Genomic DNA, 20,028 nt, shown 5'->3' with positions numbered 1-20,028 from the left:
TCTCGTCACATTCAGATGTACGCATGTCTGCACTCCGTTCACTTTCGCCCCAGATCATTAGCGGCGTTCATAATCTCCATCCATACTGTTTCCAGGAGTACTACTCGTATGTCGTTCTCGCGCAACACACGTAGGTTGACGGCCGTCGCCGGCGCCGTCGCCGTTCTGGCCGCTGCCGGCTGCAGCAGCAGCGCCGACGAGGCCACCGGCTCGAACGGCGCGACCGTCGATCGCGCCGCGACCGGCGAACTGTCCTCGAACGGTGGCGCTCGTCGCATCGACGGTGATCAGTCGGCCGCAGTGCGCGACGCCGTCAATGCCTCCGGCGCGAAGAACGTCATCCTCCTGATCGGGGACGGCATGGGCGACTCGGAGATCACCGCCGCACGCAACTACGCCGAAGGCGCTGCCGGCAGCTTCCCCGGCCTCGACGCCCTGCCGATCACCGGCCAGTACACGCACTACGCACTGACCAAGGACGGCAAGCCCGACTACGTCACCGACTCCGCAGCCAGCGGATCGGCATGGTCCACCGGCACCAAGACCTACAACGGCGCGATTTCCGTCGACATCAAGGGTCAGGCCCAGTCGACCGTCCTCGAGATCGCCAAGGCGAACGGCAAGGCCACCGGCAACGTCTCCACCGCCGAGGTGCAGGACGCCACCCCCGCAGTGCAGGTCGCGCACGTCAGTGGCCGCAAGTGCTACGGACCGGAGGCAACGTCCAAGTCCTGCCCGGAGAACGCCCTCGAGAACGGCGGCAAAGGGTCGATCAGCGAACAACTCCTCGACACCCGCGCCGACGTCACCTTCGCCGGCGGCGCCAAGTCCTTCGCTGAGACCGCGAAAGCCGGTGACTGGCAGGGCAAGACACTCAATGAGCAGGCCGCCGCCCGTGGCTACCAGCTGGTGAAGAACGCCGCCGAGATGAACGAGGTCGGCAAGGCCGATCAGGATGCACCCGTGCTCGGCTTGTTCGCCGACGGCAACATGCCCGTCCGCTGGGAAGGATCCGTCGCCACCCGCGACGGTTACCTGCAGCCCGCCGAAACCTGCGTCGACAACCCCAAGCGAACCTCCGACGTGCCCAAGCTCGCGGACATGACTCAGAAGGCCATCGACCTACTGAAGGTCAACGACAACGGATTCTTCCTCCAGGTCGAAGGTGCCTCGATCGACAAGCAGGATCACGCAGCCAACGCATGCGGTCAGATCGGTGAAACCGTCGACCTCGACGAAGCTGTGCAGAAGGCACTCGAATTTGCGAAGACCGACGGAGAAACCCTGGTCATCGTCACAGCCGACCACGCTCACACCAGCCAGATCGTCACCAATGTCAGCGCCGACGACATCGCCACCATCGCCAAGGACCAGAACATCCCGGTCGAGCGCGCCCAGGAAATCGTCTACCCCGGACTGACCCGCAAGCTGACCACGAAGGACGGCTCGGAGATGACGATCAGCTACGGAACGTCCGAGGATCCGGCCGTCGAGTCCGAAGGACACACCGGAACTCAGTTGCGCGTAGCAGCTTTCGGCCCGCATGCGGCCAACGTCAGCGGTCTCACGGACCAGACGGACCTGTTCTTCACGATGACCGACGCGCTGGGACTCGACCGTTCCAAGGTCGCAGCTCACTGATCCGATAACACCTGAATCCGCCCACCCACAGTCACACCAGAGCGGCCAAGGCGCGCACCCGATCTTCGGGTGCGCGCTTCGGGCAACTGGTGCATTTGCCTTCACCGGGTACCTCGTAGATCAGGCAGCACGACGCCCGCTGCGTGAATCTGCGTCGCCCGAATGCCACCGGCGTCAATGGATTACTTACGCGCACAGCAGATTCTCTGCGATCCACGTCCACGAAACGCGGGACCGGAATGCCCGGGTTCTCACCGCGGAGAACTTCGATCAGACCGGCCGCAAATGCACTTCCGCGCTCCCGCGCATTACCGGCGGCATCGAGGCTGCGATTGGCGATGGAGTCCGTTGTGATCGCCCACAGCGCCTGCTGCCGAACGCCGGACACCTCGGCGAGTACCTCGATCACGGGATTGAGCGAGCGGAACATCGCGTGGCCCAACTCCGCCACACTCCGCGAGATCGGAATGACCGATCCGGCAGCAAAACCGCCCAGATAGCCGTTGTCACGCAAGAAGATCCGCCCACCGTCCAACGATGGATCGGCCGCGAACCCGGTGACCATCCCGGTTCCGATCGGAATGCCGGTCAGCGTCGAGCTGGCCGAGTACCACCACAACGTGCCGTTCACTCGACTGTCCGCACTCCCCCATCGCTCTGCCGTATCGGCGACACGTGCTGCCAACCACTGGGGGTCGGTCATCAACACCGCGGGCACCGTATCCGGATACGCGCTCAGGTTGTCGAAGAACGGCACAGCTACTGCCATACGGGCGTAGATCCCGGCCACCGATTCCGTCATGCCAGCCCCAATATCTCCATCCGCGGACGTACTCCGCGTTCGACTCGCGCCCTGATGCCGAAAACCTCGGCCAACAACGGCTCGTCCAACACCTCGACCGTAGACCCACACGCGCGGAGTTCACCTTCGGTGAGCACGGCAAGGTTGTCGCAGTACTCGACTGCCAACCGTAGATCGTGCATCGTGACCACAACTGCGAGCCCCGCCGACGCAAGTTCGGTAAGCAGTTCCATCACGATCAACTGGTGACGAAGATCGAGATGATTGGTCGGCTCGTCCAACAACAGAACCTTGGGCTCCTGAGCCAATGCGCGAGCTATCGAGACACGTTGCCGCTCACCACCCGACAGGGTCGATACGTCTCGTCCGGCAAGCTCGACCAAACCGACCTGCTCGATGCACCGGTCCACGATGGTGGTATCGCGCTCCGTGCTTCGGTCCAACCAGCTGCGGTGCGGAGTTCGTCCGAGCGCGATCGATTCACGAACCGAAAGTCCTGCCGAGACAGTGGGTTCTTGAACACTTGCCGAGACAGTTCGGGCGATGTCCTTACGCGAGAGCGTCGTCGAGTCGACTTGATCGATCAGAACTGCGCCACCTGTCGGCGTCAAAGCGTTGTAGCAGCAGCGCAGCGCCGTCGTCTTGCCACTGCCGTTCGGCCCGACCAAGCCCAATATTTCACCGGACTTGACTGCGAAAGTGATGCCGCGCAACACTTCGCGATTTCCGAGCCGCGCCCGGGTCTCGACGAGTTCGAGCAGGGGCGCAGTTTCGGAGTCTTTCGGGAGTGTCACTGTTCTGGCCTGTGTCACTGTTCTGGCCTGTGTCACTGTTCGAGCCTCCGATACTGCCGGTAGAGCATCCAGACGAAGATCGGTGCACCCACGAGGGCCGTGATCACTCCGACCGGAACTTCAGTGGATTGTGCCACCGAGCGCGCAGCGGTATCCGCGGCAACCATCGCGACGGCGCCCAGCAGGGCTGCAGCAGGGAGCAGTCGAATTGCTCTGGTGCCGACGATGAAGCCGGCCAGATGCGGGATCAGCAGACCGATGAAACCGATTCCACCGGCAACGCTGACTGCTGCGCCCGCCAGTACGGAGACCGCGAGCAAGGACAACACACGGAACCGTCGGACGTTCATACCGAGTGCAGCAGCCCCGTCGTCACCGGTCTGCAAAACGTCCATCCATCGCGAACTGAACAGAAGGGCTGTGCCGACGACGGCCAGTGTGATCGTCGGGAAGATCAGCGTCGACCATCGTGCATCACCGAATCCGCCGGCAATCCAGTGCATCACCGACGTCACGTGCCGATCATCGGCCAATACCAGGATGCAAAAGGTGATGAGCGCCGAGAATATCTGGGCGAGCGCGACACCCACCAAAATGATCGCGGTCGGCTGCGGATACCGGCCGCCGATCAGCAGTGCGAGAAACAACGGGATCATCGCCCCGACGAATGCTGCGACCGGAATCGTGAAAACCCCGAGGAGGCCGGCGCCGAAACCCAGCACCGACACGAGCACCACCATGAATCCCGCACCCGACGAGACTCCGAGCAGATACGGATCGGCAAGCGGATTACGGGTGACAGCTTGAGCAACTGCACCCGACATCGCCAACGAAGCACCCACTACCGCGGCAGTGAGTGCACGTGGCAGGCGGGAGTCGATCACGATCGACTCCCGCGCCGCGGTCCACCACGTCTCGAAAGTCCCTGGCGCCAAACGGGCTCCGACTATCGCCCAGACGTCACCGACGGGAATGCGAACCGATCCCAAGGAGACGGCCAACCCCAGGACGATCGCCAAGGCGACCGCCAAGCCGACAAGCAGGGCGCCGTACCCGTAACGCGTGCGGGTCACTTCGCCGCGTCAGCGCCTGGATGGAAGGCTGTTGCGATGGTCTGTGCCGAACGCACCAACCGTGAACTCTCGAACAGGTCAGCGAGAGGAACCACGACGAACCGGTTCTGCTGCACAGCAGGGGTGGTCGCCATCAACGGCTGGGCACGGAGGAAGTCGATCTTCTGCTCTGCGGTCTTGTCGCCGTAGTCGATGACCACGATTGCCCGGGGTGCACGCTCGGCAACAGCTTCCCACGATGCGTCGATGTAGGGCTTTGTCCCTTCGGCGAAGATGTTCGAGACGCCGGAGTATTCCGCGACCAATTGACCGACGCCGACTCCGCCGATGGTCGTCGGAACCTGGTCACCGCTGTCGTAGAAGAAGGTCGGTACCGGCGCCGCGTCTCCGACCGAAGCGCGGACGGAATCGAGACCAGCGCTGATCTCCTCTGCGACCTCGCGGGCGGAATCTTCGACGCCCAGGACTCGACCGAGTTGCGTGTAGTCGTTCTCGAGCAATCCGATGTCGGGGAACCCGGTGCCACAGTATTCCGAGAAGAGGAAGGTGTTGATTCCGCGCTCGCCGAAAGCGTCTCGGGAACGGCCTTGCTTCTCGTTGAAGGCACTGGTCATTCCTCCGACCACGAAGTCCGGATCGACGTCGAGGACCTGCTCCATGCTGGGGAACGTATCGGAAAGGCTGGGAATCTTGTTGAATACATCGGCGGTCTCGGCAGTTGGCGGGTTGTCGCTGTACGCCCGCCCGACAATCCGATCACCCGCGCCGATCTCGATGAGGGCTTCGGTGACGTGTCCGTTCAAAGACACGATGCGCTGCGGCGGCGAATCGAAGGTCATCTCGCGATCGCAGTTGGTCACGGATACCGGCTGTGCGAAGGATTCCGCAGCAGACGCCGACTCTGATTCCTGACCTTTGGAACAACCTGCCGAAACCAAGGCGACCGCGATGAGAACAGCGGCGGCGCGGGACGGGGAGAACTGAAGTGACACGGGGACCTCGTAAGGGCTCTGAGCCACGAATGAGAATCCGACAGACAACTCCGCCCGCACGCTGATCCTCGGCCAGAGCTCCTGCTGGACTTCCTTTTCGTAGACCACGACGAATGGATGTCGCACACCGCGCGGCGGGTAATCGGGCTTGCCGACACTCGGTGACTACCGAGAATCGACCTACCGTTGCGGGTCAGCGCCGGATTCGGACCGGCTTCCCCCACACGCGTGGCTTGCAAGTGCTTCGAGCAGTATGCATGACGTTTCCGATTCAAGACCAAACGCCCACTACAGTCGATCTGGCCAGACGCCCCCACACACCGGAGTTGATACATGACACGCTGGGCCCAAACCGTCGTCGCCCGGAAATGGTGGGTACTGAGCCTCGCGGTTCTGATAGTTCTCATCAGTGGGGTGTGGGGACTCGGAGTGTTCGGCAAGCTCAGCCAGGGCGGCTTCATCGATCCGGGCAGCGACTCCGCGAAGGTCGCCGACATCATCGAAGACAATCTCGGACCGCAGACCCCGGACATCATCGCGATCTACTCGCCCACGGACGGCAAGACTCTGGACGACATCGGGCCGGCAGTGACAGCCGCCGTCGACCAGTTCAAAACCGAAGTGCCGACCGCTTCGGTGAAATCGTATTGGGGAACAGACGCCGCAGCGAAGGCCAGCCTGCTCTCGAACGACGGATCCATGGCGGCCGTTGCGATCACGTTGGCACCGGACTCGGGCGTCACGCCCGCCACTTTCGCCGATCTCCTGCCGAAGCTCGAAGTCGAAGGTGCCGAGGCACAATTCGCGGGTAACACCGTCGTCGGCGTCGCATTCAACACCAAGCTCGAGAAGGACCTGGTGGTCGCCGAAGCCATCGCCATTCCGATCACTCTGGTGCTGTTGGTCTTCATCTTCGGCGGCATCGTCGCTGCTGCCGTGCCCGTGTTCGTGGGTGTACTCAGTGTCCTGAGTGCTTTGGCGGTTCTGCGAATCCTCACGCTGATCACCGATGTGTCCTCGTTCTCGATCAACGTCGCTTCTCTTCTCGGGTTGGGACTGGCCATCGACTACGGACTGTTCGTGGTCGGTCGGTTCCGTGAAGAACTGAATTCGGGCTCGGACCCGGGAGCGGCTGCTCAGCGGACAGTTCTGACGGCGGGTCGCACCGTCATGTTCTCGGGTCTACTGCTGATCTGTGCGTTCAGCGGCATGCTCGTATTCCCCCAGGCCGTCATCCGGTCTCTGGGCTTCGGCGCGATCGCTGCGGTATTGAGCGCGGCCGTCCTGTCGCTGACCGCTGTGCCTGCGCTGCTTGCCATTCTGGGGCATCGCATCAACGCCCTGACATGGCGCAAGGATGCGGCGCAACGCGGCGAGGAACGCTCGCGCAAGTTCTGGGGCCGCGTCGTCACGTGGGTGATGAAGCGTCCGGTCGCAGTCTCGGTGACAATCGTGGCTGTGCTGCTCGTGATGGCCTCGCCGCTGCTCGGCGCCCGGCTGGGAGAGCTCTCGTACACCGCACTACCGGACAACGACCCCGCTCGCGTTGCAATGGACACGTTGGTCAACGACTTCCCGCAAACCGGAAACGGCGCAACGATGATCCTTCAGGCCGAGGACGGGAACACTCTCACCCCGGCCGAAGGTGCAGCGATCGCCGAGTCCGCCGGTCAAGTCGAGGGCATCGGTCAGGCGACCGTCGTCGCGAGCACCAATCAACTCGTCGCGGTTCAGGCTCTCTACAGCGAGGGCTCTACACCCCAATCACAGAGCGCCGCAGTGACAGATCTGCGTGCGATCTCCGCTCCCGACGGAACGGTGCTGCTTGTCGGCGGCGGTCAAGCCATGGTCGACGACGGCAACAACGCCGTCCTGCACTGGCTACCGGTGATGATCCTCATCATGGTCGGATCCACCCTGATCCTGTTGTTCCTCGCGTTCGGTTCGGTGGTGCTGCCGATCAAGGCGGTGCTGATGGCAGCCCTGAGCCTCGCGACCACCTTCGGTGTCCTCACCTTCGTCTTCCAGGACGGACACGGCGTCGAACTCCTCGGGGTCAGTCAAACTCCGCTGGAGGCTACGTTTGTCGTGCTCATCCTGGCGGTGGTCTTCGGATTGTCCACGGACTACGAGGTTTTCCTGATGTCACGGATGGTCGAGGCCAAGAACACGGGAGCGACGACAGAGGAAGCGGTCAAGTTCGGAACCGAGCGCACCGGCCGCATCGTGACGGCTGCCGCCTTACTCCTGATAGTGGTGACGGGGGCCTTCGCAATGTCAGGGCTGTCAGTGATGAAGTTCCTGGGCGTCGGCATGATCGTCGCGCTGATCGTCGACGCGACCATCATCCGCATGTTGCTCGTGCCCTCGCTCGTGAAGTTGATGGGCGAAGCGAACTGGTGGGCTCCTGTGTGGATGAAAAAGGTTCACGCGAAGGTCGGCATCGGCCACTGATCGCGACTGGATCATGTCACTGAAGAGTGCCTGGGATCCTGCGGAGAGCCGTGTTTGACTAGGGGTCGTGGATGACTTACCTGAGAGTGTTGTGGTCGGCTCAGCAGTGTTTTCGCGTGTCGACTCGGACGATTCGTTGGCGTGCTGGACATCGATCATCGATGTCCAGGGGGTCGGTGACTCCAGGCCGGTGAGTCTGGTTATCGAGCCGGCCACCGTGCCGGAGTCTGCGGTGTGTGAGCTCGCTGCGACCGTGATGGCCCGGTTCGGTGAGTTTGCCGAAGTCGCCGCCGATTACCTGCGTCAACAGCTGCGTGGGCCACAGTTCGGCCTCCGCCACTCCGAACTCGTGGAGTTGGACGCCACGGAGTCACTGTTCGGCGAACCTGAGGCGGTGATCTGGGCTGACGGAACCTGGCTGCTGCGGTTCGCTGAGTCAAGGCTCGAGATGGCCGATCCTTTCGGGATCGGTGTTCTGTTCGAAGGAACGACCCCGTATGCGGTCGAGGACTTGTCGGGCGCTGAACCGGCCTAGGGTTTGCCGGCCTGGCCACTCCATCGCCTCGACGATGGTGCGCCGGTCTACTGGCGGACGGCGCATGGCCTTCACACCCTCGGAACAACGGCCGCCCACATCTCATCCGAAATCACGTCACGCGACGCAAGGACGAGCGCGCACCCCACTGCGCCCGAAACTCTTCAGCAACAGACCTAGTGGATTTCCCTGATCGGGCAGTCGTCCTCGAGGATGACTGCCCGATCGTCTAAATCGCTCCGCAGGGCGATGTTCTCCGAAGCTGATTTCGTCAGACTTGGAGCATGACAATTTTCGAATGGATCCTTGCAATCCCCGCTCTTGCGCTTGCCGTCGCGTTCTTGTTCTCCGGAATCATCTCCGCGGGCATCGACTTCGACGCCGAGGACGGTGTCATGACGCACTGATGTTCGTTTCCCTCTAGCCGCTGATCTTACTTTGGAGTAAGTTACCGACTATGGCCACTTACATCGTCACTGGCGGTACCGGATTCCTCGGACGAGCTGCACTGCCACTCCTGCTCGAGCGTGATCAAACTGCTCAGATCCATGTGCTGGTCAGAGCCGGTTCTGTCGCCAAACTCGAAGAACAGGTGTCGGCAATTCCCGGCGGCGATCGCGTGCATCCGCTCATTGGAGATCTGACCGAGCCTGGGCTGGGCATCGATTCTCCCCCGCCTGCCGACCACGTCCTTCACCTCGGCGCGATCTACGACATCACCGCCGGAGACGAGCAGGCTTCGACGAATGTCGAGGGCACACGCTCCGTGGTCGAACTTGCTGCGAAACTGGGAGCCACCCTTCATCACGTGTCATCGGTCGCAGTCGCAGGCGACTATCCGGGCACGTTCCGCGAGACCGATTTCGATTGCGGCCAAGGCTTTCCGACGCCCTACCACCGAACCAAGTTCGAGGCCGAGAAGCTCGTTCGAGAACGAGAAGGCCTCACCTGGCGTGTTTATCGGCCGTCTGCCGTGGTCGGCAACTCCGTCACCGGGGAGATGGACAAGATCGACGGTCCGTACTACTTGTTTCCAGGACTGGCGCTACTCGCGAAACTACCTGCAGCACTCCCCATCCCGATCCCCAACCTCGGCGCAACCAATGTGGTGCCCGTCGACTACGTAGCCGCCGCCCTCGTCGAATTGATGCACGCGCCCGGCCACGACGGCGAAGCATTCCATCTCGTGAATCCGAAACCTCAACCGGTCCGCGAAATCTATGCCGGACTCGCCAAGGCCGCCGGAGCACCCCGGCCCGCACTCAGCCTTCCGGGCGTGATCGCCAAACCCTTTGTCTCGCCATTGCCGATGGACTCGGCAGAATCGGCACGGAAGGTCTTCCTCGATCGCATCGGCATGCCTGCAGCATTGCTCGACAACATGACGATGGCGCCGACCTTCACCTCGGAGAGAACCGTTGCCGCCCTGGCCGGATCGGGACTGGCGGTCCCCGAGTTCGGGTCGTACTCCACTGTGTTGTGGAAGTACTGGCGCGCAAACCTCGATCCCAATCGCGCACGACGTAACAGTCCCGAAGGACCGCTCGTGGGTCGGATCGTTCTGATCACCGGAGGCTCTTCCGGAATCGGCAAGGCATCGGCCATTGCCGCCGCTCAGAAAGGCGCCACCGTTCTCCTGATCGCACGCCGCACCGACGAACTCGATGCCGCGGTACTGGAGATTCGATCAGCCGGAGGCAAGGCGTTCGGTTACCCCTGCGACATCACCGACGACGAGTCGGTCCAGCACACGATCAAAAGCATTCTGACAGAACACGATCACGTAGACATGTTGGTAAACAACGCCGGCCGATCCATCCGGCGCGGCATTTACCACTCCACTGATCGTTTCCACGACTACGAACGAACGATGGCCGTGAACTACTTCGGCGCTGTCCGATTGGTGCTCGCCTTGTTACCGACCATGCGCTCTCGCCGCTTCGGCCACATCGTGAACATCAGCAGCGCGGGAGTCCAGGCGGCAACGCCTAGATTCTCGGCCTACGTGGCGAGCAAGGCCGCCCTCGACGGTTTCTCGGACGTAGCCGCCTCTGAAACCCTGGCGGACGGAATCACTTTCACGACCATCCACATGCCCCTGGTCGAAACACCGATGATCGCTCCGACCGGCGAATACAACAACGGCCCGATCACCAGCCCGGAAAAGGCTGCGGCAATGGTGATCCGCGCGCTGATCGACCGCCCCAAACGCATCGACGTACCACTCGGAACCCTGGGTGATCTGGGAACCCTGTTCGCACCGCACACCAAGGACCGAATTCTCAACCAGATGTACCAGGCATTCCCCGACTCTCCGGCGGCAAAGGGTCAGGTAGACAAGGAAACTCCGGCAGACGCTCCGGCAACACCGACGCGACAGCACCATTCGCGCTCGCGCATCCGCAAACTCGGCCGTCGTGCCGCCCGACTCGTGCCCGGTACGCACTGGTGACCGGTGGTGTGACTTCGCCTCGGAGCGTTTCGGCCAGGGGAACGAGTCTGCAATGCTAGTCATCAGAATCTATCCAGACCATGGTCATCCCAGTTCGCTGTGGCCTTCGTGTGAACTGGTCATCATTCAGGCGGATCAGCCCTTTGTTCTCCCGAGCCAAATGGGGATCAACGATGAACTCGGAGAGAAAATACTGGCGTGGACTGATCGCTTCCAAAAGTTCTTTGTGACCGAGATCGACGGCTTCGCGATGCGACCGCAGTGGAATCCAGGGATCAACGTTTTCGACTGGTACGACGAGGGCTATCAGATCGTGGGCGAACTTCGGGCACAGTTTCCGGACGTGCATGTCAAGCCTGAATTTGCCCAGTACGTCTTTTCGGTCAACGAGCGTCGGGAAAGCATGGGGCTTGCGCCGGTCAGCCTTCCGAACGAACCCAAGGCCGGGCATATAAGCATCACTGAACTCCTGCACCCCAAGTGAGTTTCAGAGCCATGGCGATGAATGCGATCGATACTGCGGCAGTGATCGAGTTTTCCCATCCGAGCGCGAAGTAAACTGCGGAAGAATCGAAATCCACTGCCTTGCAAGAGGCTACGGGAAACGGGATCCAAGCCCATCCTGCTTCTTCGAGCAATCCGCTTCCATACGAACTTGATCTACAAAGCTGCGATGCGGACCCTGGGAACCCCCAACGTGAGGTCACTCCGAAACTTGCGATCAATCCAATGACCCCGACTACCAGCATGAGTGCGGGAACACTGCGAGTGATAAGTGACCTGTCTCGGGGTGAAGTCATTGGAACACCGTACTTCGGCTTTCCGTCAGTTCGCTGACACTGCACATTGTTCCGAATGCGAGATGAATTAGCCGACGACCCTGCGGATCTCACTCTCGGAGGCATTGGCGCCCGTGCAGACAACAGCAACGCGCTTGTCAGCGAAGGTGTTCGGATGCGAATAGACCGCAGCAAGTGCGGCCGCACCAGCACCTTCGCTCAAAGTGTGAGCGTCGTAGAGCAACGCCCGCTGTGCGAGGGTGATGTCGTCGTCAGTGACGAGCAGGAATCCCCCGAGGCGTTCACGCAAGACACGTTGAGTCAGTGCGAACCCGGCACCGGTCGCAAGCCCTTCGACACGGGTGGTGTTCGGGCGCTCGACGCACGTGCCGGAACTCCACGAGTCATGTGCGGCTCGTGCGGCCTCAGACTGCACTGCGAACACCTCGAGGTGCGGTGCAAGCGCACTGGCGACGAGACACGCCGCCGCGGCGCCGCTGCCGCCACCGACTGGGACCACCACCGCGTCCAGATCAGGTTGTTGGTCGAGGAGTTCGACGTAGGCCGTTGCAACACCGGCGAGGATTGCCGGCTCATTGGCGGCGCTCACGAGACGCAGGCCGTCACGTTCGCTGATGAAATCGGCGTGAGCACGTGCTTCGTCGAAGTTCACACCGTGCTCGATGAGCTCGGCTCCGAGCATGCGGACAGCGTGAGCCTTGACTGGATTCGCCCCAACCGGCATGACGATCACACACCGCACGCCCGCACCCGCTGCGGCATACGCCAAGGACTGAGCATGGTTTCCGGTCGAGTAGCCGACAATCCCCCGCGCCCGCGTCGCCTCATCCAGTCCTGCCACCAGATTCAGTCCGCCGCGAACCTTGAACGCACCCGTGGGGTGCACGTTCTCGTGTTTGACGAACAATTGGCTGCACGAGCCCGCACCCAAGGTCGGATGCGATGTCAGGGGCGTGACCGGTAGATGCCGTCGGACGACCTGACTGGCACGCTCGACGTCTGCCCATACGGGTGGATGTAGCTGGTTTGATGCCGTGAGATCAGATGCCGGTGCCATGTGATTCACCCTGCCAAACACCGATTCATAGATCCAATACGTGTTTTCGTCCAAAGCATCGAAATCTTCTATGATTTTGGCATGCTCGATCTAATTCGGCTGAGGGTCCTGGTCGCTGTTGCACGGGAAGGATCGGTGACAGCCGCCGCCGATTCTCTCGGTTACGCGCAGCCCTCCATCAGTCACCACCTTCGACAGCTCGAATCGGAAGTCGGGGTTCCACTGTTCCAGCGAGCGGGTCGTGGACTGCGCCTGACGGACGCCGGCGCAGTGCTGGTTCGGCGAGCCACCGAGATCCTCGGCCACGTCGACGCAGCGGTAGCCGAAGTCCAGACGTACGCCGGACTGAGGACCGGGCGACTACGACTGGCCGCATTCCCGTCAGCCCTGGCGAGTTTGATTCCGCAGGCGATGGCAGCGTTCACGTCCCAGTACCCCGATGTGTCCATCAGCCTCGTTGATGCAGAACCACCCAAAGCACTTGCACTGCTCCGTAACAACGATGTCGACGTAGCTGTTGTCTTCGCGCACGAGGACACCCCTGAAGTCGGGCTCAAGCAGGTCGCGCAGACGACTTTGCTGGAAGATCCGTTGTACCTGATCACCTCTGCGCGGAATGCAGATGCCGCCAACGAGATCACGGACTACGCCGGTGAGACCTGGATTGCCGGTTGCCCGAGCTGCCGAGCCCACCTCCTCACCGCTTGCAATCGAGCTGGATTCATTCCGCGGATCGAGTTCGAGACCGACGACTACGTCGCCGTCCAAGCCCTGGTCGCCTCCGGAAGCGGGGTAAGCACCCTTCCGGCCCTCGCCCTCCAGGCACATCAGAACCCGAGTATCCGCGCACACCGCATTCCCGGCGAGCGACGCACTGTCTCCGTCGCAACCTACGGCAAACCTCCATTTGCTCCCGCGATCGACGCGTTCGTCAGAACTCTGACAGCGATATCCGAATCCATGCGTGAGCGCGTCGAATTGGATGGGCACCAAGATAACCGGTGACCTCAGGTCCGGCCGACCACCGCGACTATCAGTGCGGCAAGTTCGCTTCGAGCATCGTCGGGCGAGAGCGCTCCCGCTACCGCCGCATGCGAGAGTGCCTCTGCAGCACCGAATATTGCGGTCATCGAAGGTTGCGCAAGTCCTCCGCCCGCACCAAAGGGAGTCAGCACCTCCCGACATCGTTCGGAATAGGCGTGTTCCGATTCACGCTTGACCCGCTCCAGCTCGGGCGAACCCTCCAGCGCTGCAAGCACACCCGTCAGTTCACGCCCCTGCGCCAGCGAACATCCGACGTAGGAGTCGGCGATGGCATTCGCGCGTCCGTTCAGAGACTCATCCGCGGCATCGAGATACTCCTCGAGCATCACCGTCTGACGATCGTCGAATTCCTTGAAGAGGGCTGCCAACAACGCGGCGCGAGAGGCGAAATGGCTGTATACAACTGGCTTTGCAACGCCGGCACGTTCAGCCAACCGACCAAGGGTCAGCGCGTCCGCACCCTCCTCTCGCACCAATGCCCACGACACCTCCACGAGTTGTTCGTACCTGCCGGCTCGCGACAGTCTCGTACGTGCCATCGGACACCTCCTTGCGCTATATACCAATAGTAACCTACTCTTAGTACATAAGCGCACCATCTACCGAAGGACGCTCATGACCACACTCGTCGTAGTCTCCCACTCCGATCCTCAGTCACTTACCCAGCATGTCGCCCGTTCTACCGCCGACGCGATCCGCGACCTGGGCGGCGACGTCGACTTCGCGGACCTACATGCCGAGAATTTCGATCCCCGATTCGCCGAAGCCGATGTGAACCTGTTCCGCGGCAAAGGGACTCCCCCGGCCGATGTTGTAGCCGAGCAGGACCGAATCGATCGTGCAGACGATCTGATTCTCGTGTTCCCGATGTACTGGTGGTCGATGCCCGCACTACTCAAAGGTTGGATCGATCGAGTCTTCGTCAGCGGATGGGCGTACGAATTCACCCCGGGAAGCGAATTCGTGAAGAAACTGGACCGACTCACCGTCCACCTGATTCCAGTCGCAGGTGACGACGCCGAGAGTTTCGACCGACACGGCGTGTACGAGGCCTTCCGGACACAGATCGAACGCGGAATCATCGAATATTGCGGTGCCACAATGGGATCGACAACCTTCGTTCACGAGTCGGACACGAAGAGCCGAGACGTCCTCGCCGCAGAAATCCACGACCTCAGCGAAAGCATCGCGTCCCGTGTCGCCTACCCTGCGACCGCGACTTCCCGTTGACGGTCAAAAACGGTCAACTGGCGCTTGACCGGCCCGTGGCCGCCCAGTAGCGAAGCGTGTCTCCCGAATGGCCGAGGTTGCGCGACAACTGATCAGCTGGGCGCACGCTATCGAGAAGTCCCCCGCACGCTTCGATTGCCCTACGCGAACCCGCGTTGGTCTCGTCGCACGTAATCAGGACGCCACTGAGCCCCACCGGGTCGCCGGCATACGTGAGCACTTCCCGCAGAGCAGCCGACGCTATCCCTTTCCGCCGTTCCGACGGCCGAATCCCGTAGCCGATATGACCACCAAGATCAGCCAAGAACTCATTCAAGCTGTGCCGCAACTGGATAGCACCGAGATACCTGCCGTCTCGAACGATCCACCAGTTGGTTGCCGGGACAATGTCGGGACCCGGTAACGCCTCGGGCTGCGCCAACAACTCCTGAACCCACTGCCCGAATCCATCGCGTGACGCAAGGTCGAGATCCAGACGTTGCGCAACTCCCAACGCCGAACCGGGCTGATCCGCCTGCGGTCCACCCCACTCGTCACGCGACTCCAACCAGGACACCCACAAGGCCTCGTCAGGCGCAACCAAATCGACTGTCATAGCAGCGATGCTACGTCGCACCCGCAATGGTCGAGACTTCGCCTCAATCCATCGCAAAAGCACATAGTGTCGATGTATGAGTGGACGATTCACAGCTGGGGTCTTTATCATCGTCGTCAGTGTCGTCGCCGTTGCGTTGGTTTGGACCGGCGTTCGAGACTATGAATCTTTCACTCCACCGGTCGCGACGGCGGTCGATCGGGCAGACTGCCTCGCCCCTGATATCACCGCCGCGCTCGTAGCCCCCGAGGCACGCGACAGCAGCATCGCACTTCGCCCCGAGGGAAGTGGTTACCCGCCTCCTGATTTCAGCCCCGTTGCCGTTGTTCGATGCGAACGCGGAGAAACGTCCGACGGTGGGTTGACCATCGACTCCATACGCCTCGAGGGGGACATCCACGCGGTGGACGATGCATTCCGCGAACAGTCTCGTCGATTTCCTGCCAACGTCCGGGCCGACTGCGCGTACCGACTCGTCCCGCCAGCCGGTTTGTGGCTGGTAGACGAAGCAGGAGCAGCCATACGCCCTACCTGGCCGACCGCGCCCTGCGGACTGCAAGAGAAACCACACGCAGCCCTGAGCCAACTACATGAGATCAGCCGCGCGCAGCATCCGGTCGACGGCATCTCCTCCGATGACGCCGGAACCTGCGCGGAGTCGATCGGACAACCGTTCGCGACGACCACTGAAGCTGACATGAGTCGCATGGCAGAACACGAAGACACTCACGCGCGCCCACTGACGGAAACAGCTTTGGCTACACCGATTTCCGACGTCGGCAGACTACGGGTGTGCCGCTATTCCACCGAACCGCCGCTGCCCGAGTCCCGAATCCGCTTGTCACGCCAGCAGAGTACTGATCTGATGGAGGTTGCATCCACCGCGCCACCTGCAGGCCCATGCGATCTCGTCGCCCATCACATCGCTTCGATCGACGTACTTCGTCCCGACGGATCGGGCGGCACGCGGATGGCAGTCGAACTCGACGGATGCCAACGCGTAAACCTCCTCGGACAACGTCAATTACCGCCCGCAGTCATTGCGCTCCTGTTGCAGTAGCGACCCACACCCGAGTTCATCGAGACTGATCGTAGAAAACCGACGATGAAATCACAGGTCTCGAATCGACGTGACCACAACCGGCCTGACCGGCTTGGGCGCCGCGCCGCAACTCGGTGGACGCGGCGCGAGTTCGGAGAGTGCCGTCTCCACCGCCCATAGCCGGCCGTCCACATGTGTGACGACGCATGTCCCGTCACTCGCCTGCTCGATGACAGCCAAGTCGTCGATTCCGCAGGTTATTTGCTGTCGCACAGCAATTTCCGAAGCCTGTCCCGCAGGAGACCAGCAACTCCGTCCACGCAGGCCTGGCAAATGGACCTGATCTCGGGAAGCCACCTCCACGGCCGTGACACTCTCACTTGCCGACAGACGGCCGTACGTATTGCCGCTCGGCAACAGGATCATCGACGGCGCGAATCGGTGCCCGCCGGTATGCGAACACTCCCACACCTGGGGTCCGAAGGACGACATCAGCGCTGCGGCGATCGGCCTGCCGAATACAGCGCAGCACTGGTCGCGCTTGCCGTGCGCGCAGACCAATACGACTGGCTCGGTCACTTGCTCGCCCAGTCCTGGTGGCGGCCCATCCAACAGGGAGAAATCGACGTCGAGTAAGTCCATCGGCGAATCGATGTGCAACCTTTCACACCATGAGTCGCTCGGATCGGAGCGCGCAAGCAGGACGGTGTGTCCATCAGTCATCGGATCGGTACGCCCGGGTCGCCGAACGAACATGATTCGTACGTTCGCTGCATCGGCTCGGCGGCTCAGCTCGGCGGCAAGCTCCTCTCCCAAGGCCGTACCGTCCAACACGTCACGACCCCACGCGGCATTGAATTCGAGGCATACCCAGCCCCGCACGACGGCAGCGCTGCCTGCCAGCGGCTCATCGACAGCAGACAGTGCGGAACAGGTTTCGGCTTCGATCACGAGGCCCATTGTGTCAGCCTCGCTGGGTGTCGATTCGCAAGTCCCTGTGGCCCAGTGACGCGGCAGCTCAGTAGAACTTCTTGCCCTCCGCAAGCTGGTTCACGAACTTCTCGATCCGCCTGGCTCGCGTCTCCGGACGCTTTGCCTCCTGCAGTCGGTACGCGATGGTGAATCGGTTGGTGGAATTGAGCGTCGCGTAGAACTCACGAGCCTTCGGGTTTTCCGCGAGCGCATCGAGAAAGTCTTTGGGGACCTCGGCCTTGGCTGATCCCTCGTACGCGCGATCCCATCGACCGTCGGCCTTGGCCTTCTCGATCTCGGCGATGCCGGAAGGCTCGAGAAGTCCCGCAGCGTCGAGGCGGGCGACTATCTCGACGTTGCGTTTGGACCACGGACTCCGCGCGGTGCGTCGCGAAAACTTCTGTACGAAGAAATCGTCGTCGATTCGCCGTGCGAGGCTGTCGATCCAGCCGAAGCACAGGGCAACGTCCAACGCTTGGTCGTAGTCGATCGAACTGTGCGACGAGGTCTTCTTGGCCATTTTCAGCCAAAGGCCGGGGACCACCTCGTGGTTCTCGGACAGCCATCGACGGAACTCTGCTCCGTCAGCGAAGTATTCGGTGCCGAGTTCGACTGCCATCAGTGCTCCTCAATTTCGCGATACCCATACTCTGACAAAACCCTGCGACAAATATCCGAGAGTTCCGAGTGCGAGCACCCATTTGGCAATACTGACGGTCGAAGCGGCGCGAACCCTCGAGTCGGTGATCCTGTCGCGATGATCGAGGAAATGGAGTCCGACCACGTTCTCGACGTAGTCGCCGGCCGCCGACAGTACCGGCACTACGGCAAGGGCGCGCCGAGTTGCCGGGGAAAGGGGAACCCGCTCCCCGAGCCTCGTGCCCGCTGACCGCAAAGCCATCGCGTAGATCGCGGGATGTACGAAGTCGGGGTAGTAGTGACTACGAAATCGTGCCGTGGCCTCTGCGTCCATGGAGTCCAATATTTCGACGTACCGGCGAGCGGAGAACGCCGTCTGCACTTCCAATACTCTGGGAGCCACCGGCCCGAGTAGGCGAGCAATATTCGCTTGTGAGACAACAAAAGCAGTCGTCCACAATGCCATCGCCTTCGCAGATCCAGTTGGTGCCATTCCACGATCGTGCCATCTTCGCACAACAGAACGGAACGGCCCGACGGAAGAGCTCGCCGAAAATGTGAATGAGGTTGTAAAAAGCGGGCATTCCGTATCGATCATCGGTCCGATAGCGGGGAGCGCGCATGTCGCCCAAGTCCAACCCGACTGTTCTGTTCATCCACGGACTTTGGATGCACCCGACCACCTGGGACCCCTGGGCGCAGGTTTTCAGCGCGCTGGGATACCCCACGATGGCGCCGGGGTGGCCAGGGGACGCGTCGACCGTGGGTGAGACGCGTGAACACCCGGAAGACATCGCGGGACACGGCATCGAGGACGTGACGGATCACTACGCCAAGGTGATAGCCGATCTCGACGAACCACCGATCGTGGTGGGGCATTCGTTCGGAGGTTTGATCGCGCAGAAACTTCTGGGCCAGAAGCTGGCGACCGCGGCAATTGCCATCGACCCGGCTCAGCCCAAAGGGGTGTTGAAACTTCCCCTCGTTCAACTGGGCAGTGTTTTCCCGGTCCTGTCCAACCCCGGGAACTACCGGAAGGCGTACTCACACAACAGAGAGTCGTTCCACAAGTCCTTCGCCAGTGCCGTGTCCAAGGACGAGTCCGACGCATTGTTCGAGCAGTATGCGATTCCCGCCCCTGGTCGGCCGTTGTTCGAGGCAGCACTCGCCAACTTCGCGCCCCACAGCCCCGCTGCAGTAGATTTCAACGCCCGCCGCGGGCCACTCCTGATGATCGGCGGCGGCAAGGATCGCACAGTCCCGAAAGCCAGTTCGGACAGCTCGTTCAAGAAGTACGCCAAGGCCCCGACGATCAACGAATACAAGGTCTTCGGCGATCGAGGTCACTCGCTGACCATCGACCACGGCTGGCGTGAGATCGCGGACTACAGCCTTGCCTGGCTCGACAAGCAGGGCATGAGCCCGCCGCAAGGCAAGCACGAAAGTCAGTCTCAGCCGAAAGCTTGAAAACGACGGCGGTACACCTGCGGCGAGATTCCGAGATGCGTCGAAAATGCTCGTCGTAGGGATTCCGAACTGCCGAATCCCGCCAATTGCGCGGCTTCGGTCACCGAGTGGCCGGCATCGAGGAGCGCTTTCGCGGAGTCGAAACGGATCAACTCGACGTATTTGGCCGGCGTCGTACCGAGTTCTTCCCGAAAGAGCCTCGTCAGATGCCGTGGGCTCAGGTGCGCCAGGGCAGCCAGTTCGTCGACCGAGTACTCCCCCGCCGGATCGGCGGCCACCGCCTCGACCACTGCGCGAAGCGCGGGCACCCGGGGCCGCGGCCCGCTCAACGACGGCGAGAACTGTGACTGCCCACCCGGACGTTGGAGAAGTACCACCAGAAGCTGTGCGACACGTCGGGCCATTTCTGCACCATGATCTCGCTCGAGCAATGCGAGCG

Annotated in this window: 21 protein-coding genes and 1 riboswitch; of the genes, 10 read left to right on the top strand and 11 right to left on the bottom strand. The window is 61.7% G+C overall.

The window, feature by feature from the left end; genetic code table 11:
* Positions 1 to 108: 108 nt before the first annotated feature.
* On the top strand, positions 109 to 1,641 hold the full coding sequence (gene phoA, locus RWT78_RS08875) for an alkaline phosphatase (protein WP_003940796.1): 1,533 nt from the start codon (positions 109 to 111) through the stop codon (positions 1,639 to 1,641).
* 31 nt (positions 1,642 to 1,672) lie between these two features.
* Here the strand turns inward: phoA and RWT78_RS08870 are convergent, their stop codons facing one another.
* The 4 genes from RWT78_RS08870 to RWT78_RS08855 are packed head-to-tail and all read right to left on the bottom strand — an operon-like array spanning position 1,673 to position 5,302.
* Positions 1,673 to 2,443, bottom strand: a complete 771-nt coding sequence (locus RWT78_RS08870; RefSeq protein WP_003940787.1) for a (2Fe-2S)-binding protein — start codon at positions 2,441 to 2,443, stop codon at positions 1,673 to 1,675.
* Positions 2,440 to 3,237: an ABC transporter ATP-binding protein gene (locus RWT78_RS08865; RefSeq protein WP_081305329.1), complete on the bottom strand. Its 798-nt coding sequence runs from the start codon at positions 3,235 to 3,237 to the stop codon at positions 2,440 to 2,442. The genes RWT78_RS08870 and RWT78_RS08865 overlap by 4 nt, the downstream gene beginning before the upstream one ends.
* A gap of 32 nt (positions 3,238 to 3,269) precedes the next feature.
* The gene (locus RWT78_RS08860; protein WP_050654847.1) at positions 3,270 to 4,310 is read right to left on the bottom strand and encodes an iron ABC transporter permease; all 1,041 of its coding nucleotides are present in this window, start codon (positions 4,308 to 4,310) and stop codon (positions 3,270 to 3,272) included.
* The gene (locus RWT78_RS08855; protein ID WP_314675423.1) at positions 4,307 to 5,302 is read right to left on the bottom strand and encodes an ABC transporter substrate-binding protein; all 996 of its coding nucleotides are present in this window, start codon (positions 5,300 to 5,302) and stop codon (positions 4,307 to 4,309) included. Before RWT78_RS08855 ends, RWT78_RS08860 begins: the two co-directional genes overlap by 4 nt.
* A 115-nt stretch (positions 5,303 to 5,417) precedes the next feature.
* Positions 5,418 to 5,564, bottom strand: a riboswitch (cobalamin riboswitch).
* A 71-nt stretch (positions 5,565 to 5,635) separates the two neighbouring features.
* Between RWT78_RS08855 and RWT78_RS08850 the strand changes: the two genes are divergently transcribed.
* The 5 genes from RWT78_RS08850 to RWT78_RS08830 all read left to right on the top strand — a co-directional run bounded on the left by RWT78_RS08850 (position 5,636) and on the right by RWT78_RS08830 (position 11,227).
* Positions 5,636 to 7,756, top strand: a complete 2,121-nt coding sequence (locus RWT78_RS08850) for an MMPL family transporter (protein ID WP_314675400.1) — start codon at positions 5,636 to 5,638, stop codon at positions 7,754 to 7,756.
* A gap of 67 nt (positions 7,757 to 7,823) precedes the next feature.
* Positions 7,824 to 8,291: a hypothetical protein gene (locus RWT78_RS08845; RefSeq protein WP_231915037.1), complete on the top strand. Its 468-nt coding sequence runs from the start codon at positions 7,824 to 7,826 to the stop codon at positions 8,289 to 8,291.
* 284 nt (positions 8,292 to 8,575) lie between these two features.
* A complete protein-coding gene (locus tag RWT78_RS08840) occupies positions 8,576 to 8,698 on the top strand; it encodes a hypothetical protein (RefSeq protein ID WP_003940840.1) in 123 nt (40 codons plus the stop codon).
* Between the two features lie 50 nt (positions 8,699 to 8,748).
* Positions 8,749 to 10,743 carry an SDR family oxidoreductase gene (locus RWT78_RS08835; protein ID WP_314675396.1) on the top strand — a complete coding sequence of 665 codons (1,995 nt, stop codon included), beginning with the start codon at positions 8,749 to 8,751 and terminating at the stop codon, positions 10,741 to 10,743.
* Complete coding sequence (locus RWT78_RS08830) at positions 10,709 to 11,227, top strand: hypothetical protein (protein ID WP_314675394.1); 519 nt, start codon at positions 10,709 to 10,711, stop codon at positions 11,225 to 11,227. Before RWT78_RS08835 ends, RWT78_RS08830 begins: the two co-directional genes overlap by 35 nt.
* 383 nt (positions 11,228 to 11,610) lie before the next feature.
* Here RWT78_RS08830 and RWT78_RS08825 read toward each other — a convergent pair whose 3' ends face one another.
* Entirely contained in the window at positions 11,611 to 12,600 is a 990-nt protein-coding gene (locus tag RWT78_RS08825; RefSeq protein WP_314675392.1) for a pyridoxal-phosphate dependent enzyme, read from the bottom strand.
* Between the two features lie 81 nt (positions 12,601 to 12,681).
* Here RWT78_RS08825 and RWT78_RS08820 point away from each other — a divergent pair, with 81 nt between their 5' ends.
* Positions 12,682 to 13,605, top strand: a complete 924-nt coding sequence (locus RWT78_RS08820) for a LysR family transcriptional regulator (protein WP_314675390.1) — start codon at positions 12,682 to 12,684, stop codon at positions 13,603 to 13,605.
* 2 nt (positions 13,606 to 13,607) lie between these two features.
* On the opposite strand, the gene RWT78_RS08815 is transcribed toward RWT78_RS08820, so the two are convergent.
* The gene (locus tag RWT78_RS08815) at positions 13,608 to 14,183 is read right to left on the bottom strand and encodes a TetR/AcrR family transcriptional regulator (protein ID WP_042449699.1); all 576 of its coding nucleotides are present in this window, start codon (positions 14,181 to 14,183) and stop codon (positions 13,608 to 13,610) included.
* Between the two features lie 76 nt (positions 14,184 to 14,259).
* Here RWT78_RS08815 and RWT78_RS08810 point away from each other — a divergent pair, with 76 nt between their 5' ends.
* A complete protein-coding gene (locus tag RWT78_RS08810) occupies positions 14,260 to 14,874 on the top strand; it encodes an NAD(P)H-dependent oxidoreductase (protein ID WP_314675384.1) in 615 nt (204 codons plus the stop codon).
* Positions 14,875 to 14,887: 13 nt separating this feature from the next.
* Here the strand turns inward: RWT78_RS08810 and RWT78_RS08805 are convergent, their stop codons facing one another.
* Positions 14,888 to 15,469, bottom strand: coding sequence for a GNAT family N-acetyltransferase (locus tag RWT78_RS08805; protein ID WP_073512445.1), 582 nt, complete (start codon positions 15,467 to 15,469; stop codon positions 14,888 to 14,890).
* A gap of 76 nt (positions 15,470 to 15,545) precedes the next feature.
* Between RWT78_RS08805 and RWT78_RS08800 the strand changes: the two genes are divergently transcribed.
* On the top strand, positions 15,546 to 16,529 hold the full coding sequence (locus tag RWT78_RS08800; RefSeq protein ID WP_058039036.1) for a hypothetical protein: 984 nt from the start codon (positions 15,546 to 15,548) through the stop codon (positions 16,527 to 16,529).
* Between the two features lie 51 nt (positions 16,530 to 16,580).
* Here the strand turns inward: RWT78_RS08800 and RWT78_RS08795 are convergent, their stop codons facing one another.
* From RWT78_RS08795 to RWT78_RS08785, 3 genes are read right to left on the bottom strand one after another with little or no spacing between them, the layout of a single operon-like run.
* Complete coding sequence (locus RWT78_RS08795; RefSeq protein ID WP_314675379.1) at positions 16,581 to 17,471, bottom strand: sucrase ferredoxin; 891 nt, start codon at positions 17,469 to 17,471, stop codon at positions 16,581 to 16,583.
* A gap of 58 nt (positions 17,472 to 17,529) precedes the next feature.
* Positions 17,530 to 18,102 (bottom strand): YdeI family protein, encoded by a 573-nt coding sequence (locus tag RWT78_RS08790; protein ID WP_007727476.1) that lies wholly within the window; start codon positions 18,100 to 18,102, stop codon positions 17,530 to 17,532.
* Between the two features lie 9 nt (positions 18,103 to 18,111).
* The gene (locus RWT78_RS08785) at positions 18,112 to 18,615 is read right to left on the bottom strand and encodes a hypothetical protein (protein ID WP_314675374.1); all 504 of its coding nucleotides are present in this window, start codon (positions 18,613 to 18,615) and stop codon (positions 18,112 to 18,114) included.
* A gap of 128 nt (positions 18,616 to 18,743) precedes the next feature.
* Here RWT78_RS08785 and RWT78_RS08780 point away from each other — a divergent pair, with 128 nt between their 5' ends.
* Positions 18,744 to 19,589 (top strand): alpha/beta fold hydrolase, encoded by an 846-nt coding sequence (locus RWT78_RS08780; protein WP_314675373.1) that lies wholly within the window; start codon positions 18,744 to 18,746, stop codon positions 19,587 to 19,589.
* On the opposite strand, the gene RWT78_RS08775 is transcribed toward RWT78_RS08780, so the two are convergent.
* Positions 19,574 to 20,028: helix-turn-helix domain-containing protein (locus tag RWT78_RS08775; protein ID WP_314675371.1), on the bottom strand; the 455-nt coding region annotated here is incomplete at its 5' end. The two genes, RWT78_RS08780 and RWT78_RS08775, sit on opposite strands and share 16 nt — an antisense overlap.

The organism is uncultured Rhodococcus sp., assembly GCF_963525155.1.
In the GTDB taxonomy this organism is placed as follows: Bacteria; Actinomycetota; Actinomycetes; order Mycobacteriales; family Mycobacteriaceae; genus Rhodococcus_F; species Rhodococcus_F qingshengii.
The sequence above is the reverse complement of the archived record's forward strand: the minus strand, read 5'-3'. Positions and strand labels throughout refer to the sequence as shown.